We start from the raw sequence: 13,142 nt of genomic DNA on the forward strand, positions 1-13,142 counted from the left end.
CATTCTCAACGATGAGCACCGAGGTGCAGCATGGTACGTCGTCCTATGATGGTTAACTTTGTGGTTTGCATCGTCGCGGCGGGACTAGCCTTGCTTTCGACCCATGCTATCGCTCTGGAGCCGCCTAAAGGCACGGTGATATTGGTGGTAAGTGGCAAGGTGGGGCAGACAAATGTGGGTGATGAGGCGCATTTCGACAAAGCGATGTTGGAGGCCTTGGAGCAGCACGAAACCATTACGCACACGCCCTGGTACGACGGCGAAGTAAGCTTCTCCGGCCCATTGGGACGGGCCATATTGGAGGCCGCTGGTGCTGAAGGTGAAAGTATGCGCGTAGTGGCACTCAATGAGTACGCGTCAACGATACCCGTCAGTGATTTTGAGAATTACGATATGATTTTTGCTATGCAGGCGAACGGCCAAGCATTGCGTGTTCGGGATCAGGGGCCGCTATTTGTTATTTACCCTTTTGACCAGCACCCTGAACTTTTGAACGAAGAGATTCTTATGCGCTCGGTGTGGCAGGTGGCGCGCATCGACGTTGAATAAAATAACCGGATAATTGCCATGCTGGCCTTATTGAAGTTTTATTTTTCCCGCAGCACCAGGGTCGCTACATTTTCAGCGATCCTTTTTTTTCTTTCAGCGCTCACCACCGGTGGGGTTATTTATAACCGTCAACATGCGCTGGAGAATCGACTGCTCGAAAACCTGCTTTGGGCCGGTTATCAGTTTGATCGTGAGGTACGCGAGTTTCGGTTAACGCTGCTTGAAGCAAAATCTGATAACGCCACAGTTGACGACGTACTACTGCGTTATGAAATTCTATTCAGTCGGCAATCACTTTTTTTTCAAGGTGAAATCGGCAAAGTCGTGGCTAATCTCGAAGGCGTTGAGGAAGTCACTCGACAGAGCGAAGTATTGATTTTAGAAATGGAAGAGCTGCTTGAACCGCTCTGGGACGACCCGACTGAATTAAATAGTGCCTTAATTGCCACCCTCTTGGAGAGGGCGACAAGCCTCCAGCAGTTCACCGGTACCATCCTGATTGAAACCAACGCTCACGTATCCCGCATGCGTAGCTCAGAGCGCCGAATACTGACGAACTTATACGGTCTGGTACTGCTACTGATTACGCTGCTCATGTTGTCAGGTGGTATGTTGGTTCGCGCGTTGATTCTGGAAGGCCGCTCGAGCGATCGTAAAGCCCTGGCGTTAGAAGCCAAGGGCCAAGAGCTGAACGAGGCTGCCAAGCAAGCAGAGAAAGCCAGCCTGGCAAAATCTGAGTTTATGGCGGTGATGAGCCATGAAATCCGTACGCCGCTCAATGGGGTTGTAGGTATGACAGACTTATTAAGTGAAGAGGTGAAAACCTCAAATGCGCAGACCTATTTAGCGGCGCTTAAGCGCAGTGCGGAGAGCCTACGCGCGGTAATTAACGATATTCTCGACTATACCAAAATTGAGTCGGGACGCCTCGACCTGGATATTCAACCGTTTGATCTTCACCAATGCATCGACCAGCTCTGTGAAAGCTATAGCCTCCGCGAACCCAAGGCGAAGGTCACCTTTAGTTACGCTATCGACCCGGCGCTACCCCGTTATGTGATAGGCGATATCGCACGGCTACGCCAAGTCATGATGAACTTAATCAATAATGCCTTGAAGTTCACGGAAGAGGGTTTCGTCAAATGCCAGGTAAAACCTCTTGGGGATGATAATGTTCTCGTGGAGGTACACGATACTGGCTGTGGTATCGCAGTAGCGGATCAAGCGCAGCTCTTCTCGGCGTTCTCGCAAGTGGACACCTCTATGGCACGCCGCCATGAAGGTACAGGGCTTGGGCTCGCAATCTGTAAGCGGTTGGTCGAGGCCATGCAGGGCGAGATAGGCGTTAACAGCCAGCAGGGGCTCGGCAGTCGATTTTGGTTCACTGTCAGTCTGCCGGAAGCCGAACCTTTGGCCATTTATCAAAGCGGTGAACATCAACGAGCAATGACCTCCCACCATCATATCTTGGTGGTAGAGGATAACCCGCTAAATCAAACGGTGGCACGCGTCATGCTTGAGCGTCTTGGCCAGCAGGTAACCGTCGCTGAGAACGGCCAGGAAGCGCTCGATCAATTAAAAGCAGACCATGGCCGGTTTGATTTGGTGTTAATGGATATGCAGATGCCTAAGTTGGATGGCACAGAAACTACCCAACGTTGGCGCGATTATGAAGCTGTGCATCTACTGCCTAAGCTACCGATCGTGGCGATTACCGCCAATGTGATGCCAGAGCACCGCGAGCGCTGCATGCAAAGCGGCATGGACGATATGATCCATAAACCTTTTACGCGCGATGAGTTGCATCAGGTGATTTGCCGCTATCTCTCAAACGACGTAGGCGTTGAGTCTGTCAGCATTCACGCTACCGCTCCTAATAAAAGCCTCGAATCGCTGGGCGATAGTACTGGGGCGGTGCAAGTGCTCGATAAGCGTCTTTGCGAAGAGCTGCTAAGCACCTTTGAGCCCAAGGCTCTGGATGCGCTGCTGTCCACGTTTTTAACGCGGCTTGATGAGCGTATCGCTCGCCTTAACGCCTACTGGCAGTCAGAGAACCGCCAAGCCATGGGCCAGGAGGCGCATTCACTGAAGGGGGCTGCGGCTTCTCTAGGCTGCGCTGCGATTGCAGAGCAAGCCAGCCATTTGGAGCAAGCAGCGTTAGAAGCGCCGCTGAATGAGCTGGCCATTTATGTGGAGCGGTTAGTGGCGCTGCAAACCTCTACACAGCATGCGTTACAGCGAGCAAGCATGCTCTCGTCATGAGCAGCCATTACCTGGGCCTGTGATTGCTCACACATCCAAGCGTTAAAGGCAGCTGCGGTGAGTGGCCGAGAAATAAAGTAACCCTGACCCACCGCACAACCTGCTTCGACCAACATAGGGCTGGCTTTCGCGCGAGCTCCGCTAGGCTGCTCGTTCATATCCCTGCTGACGCAGTAACATCTTCCCCAGCAATTGCACATCAAGATCATCATCAATAATTAAAGCATTAGACAGCATAGTGATTCCTTTGATGACCCCATACTCTTAGCTATTCGTTATCGGGTGGCGCGGTAGTTCGAAAGGAAAATGCTTAAAGCTAATTGGTTAAATTCCTTGGGCCTATGAAAGCCCAAGGAAGGAAAAGGTACAGACTGCTTAGAACGATTCCCACTCGGGTTGCGGGGGGCTCACCACACGTCGTTGAGCCACAGGCGTCGTCGCAGGCCTGCGTGCTGTCGAGGTGAGTGCTGCTTTGCCAAGGGCTTGTTGCTCGTTAGCATTGCTGAGTTTGAAGGCTCCCACTAGCACGCCCAATCGCTCGGCTTGTTCTCTTAGCTCCGCCGCAGCAGCGCTGGACTCTTCCACCATGGAGGCGTTGTGTTGGGTCATGCTATCCAGCTCGTTGACCGCATCGTTGACTTGCCCGATACCCACACTCTGTTCTTTCGCACCGGCGCTAATTTCGGCAATCACGTCGGCCACACGCTCGATGCTTTTTACCATCTCCTGCATGGTTACGCCGGTTTGTTTGACTTGGTTAACGCCTGATTTTGTGCGGCTTAACGACGTATTGATCAAATCGGCAATATTTTTGGATGCATCACTGGAACGGCTGGCCAATATACGCACCTCTTGGGCAACTACCGCAAAGCCCCGCCCATGCTCTCCTGCGCGGGCGGCCTCTACCGACGCATTCAGCGCCAGGATATTGGTTTGAAAAGCGATGCTATCAATCAGATTGACGATGTTACTGATTTCAGATGAAGAGTCGTTAATCGTATCCATGGTTTGCTCAACGCTGTGCATGGAGTTTAAGCCTTGTTGAGCGAGGTCTCGGGTTGAAAGCGCCAGTTGATCAGCCTGCTGGGCTGAGTCAGAGGCGTTGTTGACCACCGCCGCGATTTGCTCCATAGAAGCTGAGGTTTGCTGCAAGTTCGCCGCGGCTTGTTCTGTACGTGCTGCAAGTTCTTGACTGCCTTTAGCAATTTCACTTGAGGCATGTTGAAGACTAACCGTACTACTACTAACTGACTGAAGCGTATCGTCAATGCGTTTAATAAAGGCATTAAACTGTTGTGCCAATTCACCAATTTCATCACGGCGTTGGCTCTCAATGCGCGCGGTTAAATCGCCATCGCCTTCTGTGATCTCTTTAATACGCCCACTAATTTGACGAATGGCGCGGGACATCATTAGCGGACCCAATAGAGCGACAAGCACTGCCGCAATAAAAACGATGAGGGCAAAAATAATAGTTGAAGTTTGTTGTAGCTTGATTCTTGACAAAGCTTCTGATTGTGCTTGCTGGGTTGCGGTGTCAATACTTTGTCCGGATATATCATATACCTCACGTAATGCTTCAAAATTATCTTTCGATGAAATAGATAGAACTTCTAGCGCCTCTTCAGTTTCTCCAGATCTGTGTAAATAAATTACATGCTCAGCTCCTTGCCGCCAATTACTATATAGAAATTCGAAGTTTTCTAAATGAGTAGTTAGCTCTGGGTGTTTCTGCATCAGTTCGGCATATTGTTCCAGTTTATCGTAGGCCTGCTGGGCATTCTCTTCAAAATCGGTTGCTAATATTGTTGCTTGTTCTGTATTAGGGTCTGACATTACATATCTAATCTCAGCAACACGAGCTTGATAAAGATCCCGGTCGCCGTTAAGTGTGGCTGAAGTAGCCGGAATATAGTTAGTGATAAACGTATCTAAGCGACTTTTTACCGTGTTAACCAGTAGTGCATCGGCTACCACAATTAACAATAGCGCTAAAGCGACGCTAATAAAGGCAAGTGCATACTTAACTTTTATCTGATGGAGGCGGTTCATATGTGCCACTCCGGTAGTGGAAAAAGATGAGAGCACATTACCTTTAAAGCATTACTTTGGTCGATAGCTTTATGATGCTTGTCACTTTTGTTCACGTTCTATGCTTAAGTAACTTTATAACAAGAAAGTTAGTTTTATAATAAGAACGATTTATATTTGAGAGGTTATTTGTACCCAGCCGCTTGCAGTTGAAAAAGCTTCGCATAGCGGCCATTTTCAGCAAGCAACTCTTCATGGGTGCCACGCTCGATAATATGTCCCTGATTGATAACAAGAATGAGATCAGCACTGCGTACTGTGGAAAAACGGTGGGAGATCAGAATGGCCATCTTGTCGCGGCTGTGTTCGCGAAAGCGGGTGAATATCTCGGCTTCTGCGGCGGCATCCATGGCGGCAGTGGGCTCATCCAGGACCAAAATATCTGCGTTCTCTCGCATATAGGCCCTTGAGAGGGCAATTTTCTGCCACTGGCCGCCGGAGAGCTCTTGGCCATTTTTAAACCAGCGGCCCAACTGGGTTTGATAGCCGCTGGCCATGCGTGAAATAAACTCATCCGCCATCCCGTGCCGTGCGGCTTGCTGCCAGCGCTGTTCATCGTCAAAGGCATGGGTATCGCCAACGCCAAGGTTCTCACCCACCTGTAGCTGATAGCGCACGAAGTCCTGAAAGATGACGCCGGTGCGCTCACGCAGTGCTTGGGTGCTCCAATCCCGCAGGTCGCTGCCATCTAGCAGAATACGCCCCTGGGTCGGGTGGTAGAGCCGCGTGAGCAGTTTGATAAGGGTAGTCTTTCCCGAGCCGTTTTCGCCCACCAAGGCAAGGCTTTGCCCAGGGGCGAGGTGCAACGAGATATCGTGGAGAACCGGATTTTGGAGAGAATCGCCGCCGCCAGGGTAGGAGAAGCTAACGTGCTCAAAGCGTAGCCCGTCCCCGGGCACAACACCCTGGGTTAGCGTCCCGTTTTCACCCTCTACCGGCTGCTCCAGATACTCGTAAAGATTGGATAGGTAAAGGTTATCTTCGTACATGCCGCTGATCGCGGTAAGGCTGGCGGAGAGCGCCGCCTGGCCCTGCTTGAAAACCATTAAATACATGGTCATTTGACCCAGGGTCAGTGCCCCGGCAATTGTTTCAATCACCACCCAGCCGTAGGCAGCGTAAAACGTTAAGGTGCCGAGCAGGCCGAGCAGAAATCCCCAACTTTCCCGGCGAAGGGTTAAACGACGATCTTCTGCAAACAACTGGGTAAAAATATCGCGGTAGCGTTTAAGAAACAGCCCTTCAAGCCCGAATAGCTTGACCTCTTTAATGCTGTCTTCCCGTGCAAGCACCGTCTCTAAATAGATTTGCATACGGGTTTGCGGCGAGCGCCAGCGAAACAACCGAAAAGCATCGCCCGAGAATTTGGCTTCCGAGATAAATACCGGCAGGGCGCCCGCCACCAAGATCAACAGTGCCCAGGGGGAAAACTGCACTAGCAGTACCCCAAAGCTACCTAGCGAGATCGCATTTTGCAGCAGTCCAAAGGTTTTGTTCACCAGCGCAAGTGGGCGTGTAGACGCTTCACGCCGCGCCCGGGTGAGCTGGTCGTAAAGTTCTGAGTCCTCAAACTGGCTAAGTGATAGCTGGCCGGCTTTCTCCAGAATCATCACATTGACCTTCTGCCCCAATAGCGCTCTTAACAACGACTGCTGGGCAGAAAGGCCGCGCTGAGCTAGGGCAATCAGCGCAATAATGACGGCTTCAATCCCCACCAGCTTTAGTACCGGTGCAATGGACACTAGCAGGTTGGGATCAGTGGTTGCTTGATGATCGTCCATGGCACTTACCACGCCATCCACAATCAATTGGCCGACCCAGGCAGCCACGGCGGGAAGCACACCCGCGACCAAGGTACACAGCGCTAAGCCCAGCATCATCCAGCGGGAGGTGTCCCACACCAAGCCAAGGGCGCGGCGGCTATAACGGAACACGCCAAAAAAGCCGCTTAGCGGTGAGGAGGAAGTAGATCCAGAAGGTGGTGGTGACATAGTTGGACAGACAGGTATCTAACAAAAAAGGAGTGCCATGATGCGGTGGTTAAGCGTGGATAGCCAGCTCAACCGCCGGTTGCCTTCAACGGCAACGCGGCGGAGAGAGAATTACCTGTATAGGTATTTACCAGGGTAGCACTGCCCCGTCGGTGCGCGGCTCGGTGCCGCCTTGCAATACGCCCGTTTTAGTGTTGCGCAGAATGATTTGCCCACGGCCAAAGCTGATGGAATCGGCAACTTTGACGATGTCGTGGCCACGGCGGGCCAGCGCAAGCGCTAAGTGATTAGGGAAGTCGGCTTCCACTTCGATGGTCTTGCCTTTGGTCCACTTCCAACGTGGCATATCGAGGGCCGCTTGGGGGTTAAGCTGATCTTCTAGCATCGCCGTTACCACCTGCACATGACCTTGGGGCTGCATATAGCCACCCATCACGCCAAACGGTCCAACGGCTTGGTTATCTTTGGTGATAAAGCCGGGGATGATGGTGTGATAGGTGCGTTTGCCTGGCGCCAAAGCATTGGGATGCTGGGGGTCGAGTGAGAACGACCAGCCGCGGTTCTGCAGGCTGATGCCAGTGCCGGGAACGACCATGCCCGAGCCAAAGCCTTTAAAGTTACTTTGAATCAGTGACACCATATTGCCATCGCTGTCAGCTGTTGCCAGATACACCGTGCCGCCCTGAATCGGGTTGCCGTGTACTGGGTCAACCGCCTGTTCGCCAATCAGTGCAGCACGCGACTTCAAATAGTCGTCGGCAAGCATCTGATCAACAGTGGGGCGCATAGCATCCAGATCGGTAACGTGCGCAAAGCCATCGACGTAAGCCAGTTTGGTGGCTTCAATGCGACGGTGGAGCGTTTCGACCGGGTCTCGCCCTTCGTCGCCTAAGTGCTCCAGCATACCCAGCGCTTGCAGCACAATCATGCCGCTGCCATTGGGCGGTATCTCCCAAATATCATGGCCTTTGTAGCGAACGCTAATCGGGTCGACCCACTCCGGCTGGTAAGCCGCCAGGTCTTCTTTGCGCAACAGGCCGCCGTGTTCGCGGGAAAAGGCGTCGATAGCCTCGGCCAGTTCGCCCTCATAAAATGCCTTGCCGTGGGTATCGGCAATCGCTTTTAGGCTTTTAGCATGGCCTTCCGAGCGCCACAGTTCACCCGCTTCCGGTGCTCGACCTTCGGGGGCAAACGTATCAAACCAAGGTTTGAAAGAAGCCTCGCTATAGGCCGAATAGTTGGTGAAGGCGTCCTTCCACATTTGATGAATGACGGGAGAGACAGGGAAACCTTCTTCTGCCAGCGCAATGGCAGGGGCTAGCAACTCTGCAAACGGCAGCTTGCCAAAGCGCTCAGACAGTGCCGCCCATGCAGCAGGAGCGCCGGGTACCGTAACAGGCAGCATGCCGTGGTTTGGCACGGTGTCGTGGCCGAGTGCTTTCAGCGCTTCAATGGTAGCCGCTTGCGGTGCAGGGCCGCTGGCATTAAGGCCATGCAGTTTGCCGTCGACCCAGACAATAGCAAAGGCATCGCTTCCTATCCCATTCGACGTGGGTTCCACTACCGTTAATGCAGCGGCGGCGGCAATCGCGGCATCAATCGCATTGCCCCCTTGCTGCAGTATGTTAATACCCACCTGCGCCGCTAATGGTTGAGAAGTAGCGACCATGCCACGTTTACCGAATGTGGCCATTCGGCGTGAGGCACTGGGGTAGTAGAGTGCATCGTGTTGCATGTGAATCCTTACATTTTGGTCAGCGGTTTAAGTCTTGGCCTATATTGACGTTCAACTAATAAAAAGTGCGCCATAAACCAGGGCGCCCATGACCACAAAAGCCGGGTGCGTTTTGAAGCGCATCAGTGCAATAGCCGCGACTACCCCGATGATAAGCGTGTGAATTGTGCCGCTAGAGTTGAGGCTTTCGAGCAGGAACCCCAGCGTTAGCCAAGCCATCATCATGGCAATGACCGGACGAACCCATTGGCTCATGCGCTTAACCCGGGGAGAGTCGCGGTGACGATACAGCAGCCCTAGTGCGCCAAGCATCAAAAGCAACGTTGGTATAACCGTGGCGGCTACTGCGATGAACGCACCGCCAATGCCCGCGACTTCATAACCCACATAGCCAGCCATTTTGGTGGCGATAGGGCTAGGCAGCGCGTTGCCCAAGGCGAGGGTTTCAGCGAAGGTTTGCGCGGTCATCCAGCCATAACGGCCAACTACTTCGGCCTCAATCAGTGGAATAATGGCGGGGCCACCGCCGTAGCCGATAATGTTGGGGATGAAAAAGGCTAAGAAGAGGTCCCAATAAATCATGCTGCCCCCTCCGCTTTTTGCTTACCGACAGGTCGTAGGAGAGCGGCAACGAGAATGGCGCCAATCACCCAACCAGGGTGAATGCCAAGCCAGTAGATCAACCCTGCGGCAATAATGGCCATGGCAATACTGATCAGCCAGCCAAGGGCGGCCTGTGATTTATCAAAAAAATCCCAGGTGAGTTGTGCCATCATCACCATTACCACAGGCATGACCGCTTGGCCCATACCGCGAATCCATGCCACATCGCGGTATCGGCTGAAAATGCCTAACATGACAATCATTGTCACAATCATCGGGACGATAATGGCAATGACGGCGGCGATACAGCCGGTTATGCCGGCCACACGGTAGCCAATATAGCCGGGCATTTTGGTGGCAATTGGACCGGGTAAGGTATTGCCAATCGCCAAGACGTCAGCAAACTCTTCGTCGGTTAGCCAGTGGTGGCGGGTGACGACCTCGGCGCGCACTAAGGGAATCATCGCGGGGCCTCCACCGAAACCAAAGATGCCGACGCGGAAAAAGGCCCAGAAGAGTTGCCAGGAGGCGGCGGGAGGATTCATGGACGCGCATCCCGCAGAGCCAACGAGGAGATCAGAAGCATATCCAGACCTTATTTATCGTTTGTAGGTTAAAAAATCGATTATCTTGTCTAAAATAGAATATAGGTAGTGCTCGATCCGGCGTCAACCGTGAAAAATAGAATGGGCATCGGGAGCTGAGATGAATAAAGGACATCGTCATGAATAATTCTTTACCTACGTCGGCAACGCCAGCAGGAACTGCATCAAGTCGTGTGTTTGATCATTTACGTAAAGATTTGGTGGGTGGGCGTTTTGTTGCCGGTGAAAAGCTTGCTATCAATGCGCTAAAGGATCGCTACCAAGTCGGATTGAGCCCGCTACGGGAAGCGCTCAATAGGTTGGCTGCTTATGGGTTGCTAGTGCAGGAAAATCAGCGCGGTTTTCGCGTGCCGAAGCTGTCACGGGATGAGCTGGATGATATTTCCCAGATGCGCTTGGAGATGGAAGGGATGGCCTTAGAGCGGGCTATTGCTAACGGTGACTCGCTTTGGGAAGCCGATTTGTTGGCCGCCGCGCACCGCCTGAAACGAGCTGATATTAGCTTGGATAAAGGCGAGGAGTGGGAGCATCTGCATACTCAGTTTCACCGTACATTGGTGGCACCGTGTGGGTCAGTCTGGCTCCTACGTTTCATTGAGCAGTTGCATGACCATTTTGATCGCTACCGTCGCCTGGGGCCAAAAATGCCGACGATTCGCCAAGAGCTGGATGAACAGCATCATCAACTCGTGGAGCTGGCACTGCAGCGGGATGCCAAAGCAGCGCGCGAATTAATGGACGACCATATTCACAAATCTTATGAAGTCGCCCTGAAGCGCTATCAAGACCACGTGTAGTTTGTAACAAACATTAGCAACCAACAGTTGGTAAACTGCCGCGCATAGGGTGTCGGTCATCGCCGACCAGATAAGTAAAGAGGGTGCTATGCACACAGATAACCAAATAGTTGCGCAAACGCTGAAATGGGTGCGTACCTTCATTGTGGCGCACGATATTTGCCCATTCGCTCAACGGGAGCTAGCGCGTGAAACCATCCGTGTTGAGGTAGTGCGCTCCAAGAAAATCGAAGTGGCGCTTGAGGAGTTGATGGTCGAAGTACAGTGGCTGGATGAGCATCCGGAAACAGAAACGACGCTGCTGGTATTCCCAACGCTTTTCAAAAGCTTTGATCACTACCTGGATTTTGTTGAGCTTGCTGAAAGCATTCTTGTGGATCAGGGTTATGAAGGGATCTATCAGCTCGCCACCTTTCATCCCGATTACTGCTTCGACGGTACTGAGCCCGATGATGCCTCTAACTATACCAATCGCTCACCCTACGCCATGGTGCATCTGCTGCGCGAAGAGAGCGTCGAAAAGGCGATTGAGTTTTACGGCGATACTGACGCTATCCCAGAGCGCAATATCGCTAAGTTAACGGCAATGGGCAGTGCCGTCGCTGAGCAACAGCTGCAAGACTGTTTTGACGTGAATGATTAGGGTTTGAGCTGAATGGCTGGGATTTGAAATTAACAGCTAAGGTCTGTGAATCACTAGCTGGTGTTTACCTTTGCTTTTAGCCGCATACAGGGCGCTATCTGCCAGCTGTAGCACGGTATCAATATGCAGGCCGTGGTGCGGCCACCAAGCGGAGCCCAAACTACAGCCCACGTGGGCGCGCTTATTTTCGGGTAATAAAATAGGTTGGGCGATAGCGGTAAGTAAACGCCTGCTAACCTCATGGGTAAGCATTTCCAGGTGCTCTTGTTTGGTTTTAAGCACCATTACGAACTCGTCGCCACCCAGGCGCGCCACTACATCGCCACTGCGCAGGGCGTTTTTCAGGCGCTGGGTGATCTCAATGAGCAGCAGATCCCCCGCATGGTGGCCCAGTTCATCATTGACCTGTTTAAAGCCATCCAGATCGATGTACATCACTGCCATGCTCTGTTTGTTCCTTTCAGCTTCTGGAATGGCGAGCTGCAGGTATTGGTTTAGAAACGCGCGATTGGGTAGGCCCGTGAGCGGGTCGGTATTGGCTAAACCCTCCAAGCGGTTGATCGTTTGGCGTTGATCCCATAGCCGACTGACCATGTTACGCATAGAGGTAGATAGGCGCTTCATTTCTGGAGAGCCACTTTCCTCAGGAATACGGTCGGCGTGTTCGCCATCCTGTATCTGATCGGCAGCACGGGCTAAGCGGGTGAGAGGAGCCACCATGCGTGATGCAATCATCCAACCAATCATTGCAAAGATCAGCGCCAGTAGAATGCCTATGCCCATAATGGCTGCCTGAAGCTGCTCCACGGGGGCAAAGGCAGACGCGATGGGGTTACGGGTAATCGCTATCCACCCCAACCCAGGGAAGTCTTCAAAGCCGCTGCTCCGGGCGTAGCCGGTGACATATTGTTCGCCATTGGGCCAGGTTTCAATGGCCCATTGTGGCGATGTATTGGTGGGGGTAGGTAGGTGTTCAAGGCTGTCTAACGATTTCCCCATTAGCGCCTCTGGCCCTAACAGCACGGTGCCATTGGCTGAAAGCAGAAGTATCTCGTTATCTTGTCGTTGCTTGGCGGGTGAAAACATGGATTGCTGAATATATTCGGCCCACTCCCAGCTCAGGTGTACCGCCAGAACGCCCTGTAATTCCTCATTGCGGTCATACACCGGGGTCGCTATATCGACAAACTTAAGCTCTTCGCCGCTGGGGTTAGGCAATAGCTGTGCGAGTAGCACTGCCTCGTGGACATCGCCTACCCAGAGCGCCTCGCGTCCTTCAATAAATACCGGGCGTTGTGCTATTGAAACGCCTTCTAAAATTCCTCCAGTAGCGGCTTGAACAGTTCCTTCTGGGTCGGTAAAGCCAATCCACGACACAACGTTGTAGTTGTCTTGCAAGTGCTCTAACTGTTCCCGTAGAACACTAGTGCTCGTGTCATTAGTAAGCGCCTGCATACCTAGCAGCAGCTTTACCTCTTTAATGCGTGCGTCCATGCTCCGATCCAGCTTATCTACCATTTGGTAGGCTGCTTCTGAGGCGGTATTTCCGATGCTGGCTTCCATTTGCTGCGCTGATTCTCGCGACGCCACCCAGCCAAGTAGCAGGGTCGTGGCAAACACCAGCGCGGCAATCAAAGCGATAAAGCGCGAGCGTAGCGAGAAGCGAGAGAACATCCAGGCTTGAACAGACATAATTAGCCATCACCGAGCAGGGGAGTTACTTAATTGTCATTAGGTGGGAAAAGTACCTTATTCTGAAGGCTTTTGCATTTAACTAGTTGTTAATTTTGATTAACTGTAGCGGAAATTCAATAGAAAAAGGCCAGCTTAGCTGGCCCGAAAGTATGCGTTAAAATTCTTCCCAAT

General features: G+C 52.3%; 10 protein-coding genes. 4 read left to right on the plus strand and 6 right to left on the minus strand.

Annotation, left to right across the window (positions count from 1 at the left end):
• Window positions 1-30 precede the first annotated feature (30 nt).
• Together QHL1GM_RS17220 and QHL1GM_RS17225 are read left to right on the plus strand one after the other, a co-directional pair.
• Window positions 31-549: an oxidoreductase gene (locus tag QHL1GM_RS17220; protein WP_254795327.1), complete on the plus strand. Its 519-nt coding sequence runs from the start codon at window positions 31-33 to the stop codon at window positions 547-549.
• Between the two features lie 18 nt (window positions 550-567).
• Entirely contained in the window at window positions 568-2,811 is a 2,244-nt protein-coding gene (locus tag QHL1GM_RS17225; protein ID WP_071695566.1) for an ATP-binding protein, read from the plus strand.
• 375 nt (window positions 2,812-3,186) lie between these two features.
• Here the strand turns inward: QHL1GM_RS17225 and QHL1GM_RS17230 are convergent, their stop codons facing one another.
• The 5 genes from QHL1GM_RS17230 to QHL1GM_RS17250 all read right to left on the minus strand — a co-directional run bounded on the left by QHL1GM_RS17230 (window position 3,187) and on the right by QHL1GM_RS17250 (window position 9,776).
• Entirely contained in the window at window positions 3,187-4,863 is a 1,677-nt protein-coding gene (locus QHL1GM_RS17230) for a methyl-accepting chemotaxis protein (protein ID WP_071695567.1), read from the minus strand.
• A 164-nt stretch (window positions 4,864-5,027) separates the two neighbouring features.
• A complete protein-coding gene (locus QHL1GM_RS17235; RefSeq protein ID WP_071695568.1) occupies window positions 5,028-6,893 on the minus strand; it encodes an ABC transporter ATP-binding protein in 1,866 nt (621 codons plus the stop codon).
• Between the two features lie 127 nt (window positions 6,894-7,020).
• Window positions 7,021-8,628 carry a gamma-glutamyltransferase family protein gene (locus tag QHL1GM_RS17240; protein ID WP_071695569.1) on the minus strand — a complete coding sequence of 536 codons (1,608 nt, stop codon included), beginning with the start codon at window positions 8,626-8,628 and terminating at the stop codon, window positions 7,021-7,023.
• 51 nt (window positions 8,629-8,679) lie between these two features.
• A complete protein-coding gene (locus QHL1GM_RS17245; protein ID WP_071695570.1) occupies window positions 8,680-9,210 on the minus strand; it encodes a chromate transporter in 531 nt (176 codons plus the stop codon).
• Window positions 9,207-9,776 (minus strand): chromate transporter, encoded by a 570-nt coding sequence (locus QHL1GM_RS17250; RefSeq protein ID WP_071695571.1) that lies wholly within the window; start codon window positions 9,774-9,776, stop codon window positions 9,207-9,209. Before QHL1GM_RS17250 ends, QHL1GM_RS17245 begins: the two co-directional genes overlap by 4 nt.
• A 179-nt stretch (window positions 9,777-9,955) precedes the next feature.
• On the opposite strand from QHL1GM_RS17250, the gene QHL1GM_RS17255 reads away from it, so the two are divergent.
• Complete coding sequence (locus QHL1GM_RS17255) at window positions 9,956-10,633, plus strand: GntR family transcriptional regulator (RefSeq protein ID WP_071695572.1); 678 nt, start codon at window positions 9,956-9,958, stop codon at window positions 10,631-10,633.
• A gap of 88 nt (window positions 10,634-10,721) precedes the next feature.
• Entirely contained in the window at window positions 10,722-11,276 is a 555-nt protein-coding gene (locus tag QHL1GM_RS17260) for a DUF1415 domain-containing protein (protein WP_071695573.1), read from the plus strand.
• Between the two features lie 36 nt (window positions 11,277-11,312).
• Here the strand turns inward: QHL1GM_RS17260 and QHL1GM_RS17265 are convergent, their stop codons facing one another.
• A complete protein-coding gene (locus tag QHL1GM_RS17265) occupies window positions 11,313-12,968 on the minus strand; it encodes a diguanylate cyclase (protein WP_083571051.1) in 1,656 nt (551 codons plus the stop codon).
• Window positions 12,969-13,142: the final 174 nt, after the last annotated feature.

It is taken from the genome of Halomonas sp. QHL1 (assembly GCF_001882345.1).
Classification (GTDB): domain Bacteria; phylum Pseudomonadota; class Gammaproteobacteria; order Pseudomonadales; family Halomonadaceae; genus Vreelandella.

Coding starts and splice junctions, on each gene's coding strand:
- QHL1GM_RS17220 (WP_254795327.1), top strand. CDS start 31: ATGGTACGTCGTCCTATGATGGTTAACTTTGTGGTTTGCATCGTCGCG.
- QHL1GM_RS17225 (WP_071695566.1), top strand. CDS start 568: ATGCTGGCCTTATTGAAGTTTTATTTTTCCCGCAGCACCAGGGTCGCT.
- QHL1GM_RS17230 (WP_071695567.1), bottom strand. CDS start 4,863: ATGAACCGCCTCCATCAGATAAAAGTTAAGTATGCACTTGCCTTTATT.
- QHL1GM_RS17235 (WP_071695568.1), bottom strand. CDS start 6,893: ATGTCACCACCACCTTCTGGATCTACTTCCTCCTCACCGCTAAGCGGC.
- QHL1GM_RS17240 (WP_071695569.1), bottom strand. CDS start 8,628: ATGCAACACGATGCACTCTACTACCCCAGTGCCTCACGCCGAATGGCC.
- QHL1GM_RS17245 (WP_071695570.1), bottom strand. CDS start 9,210: ATGATTTATTGGGACCTCTTCTTAGCCTTTTTCATCCCCAACATTATC.
- QHL1GM_RS17250 (WP_071695571.1), bottom strand. CDS start 9,776: ATGAATCCTCCCGCCGCCTCCTGGCAACTCTTCTGGGCCTTTTTCCGC.
- QHL1GM_RS17255 (WP_071695572.1), top strand. CDS start 9,956: ATGAATAATTCTTTACCTACGTCGGCAACGCCAGCAGGAACTGCATCA.
- QHL1GM_RS17260 (WP_071695573.1), top strand. CDS start 10,722: ATGCACACAGATAACCAAATAGTTGCGCAAACGCTGAAATGGGTGCGT.
- QHL1GM_RS17265 (WP_083571051.1), bottom strand. CDS start 12,968: ATGTCTGTTCAAGCCTGGATGTTCTCTCGCTTCTCGCTACGCTCGCGC.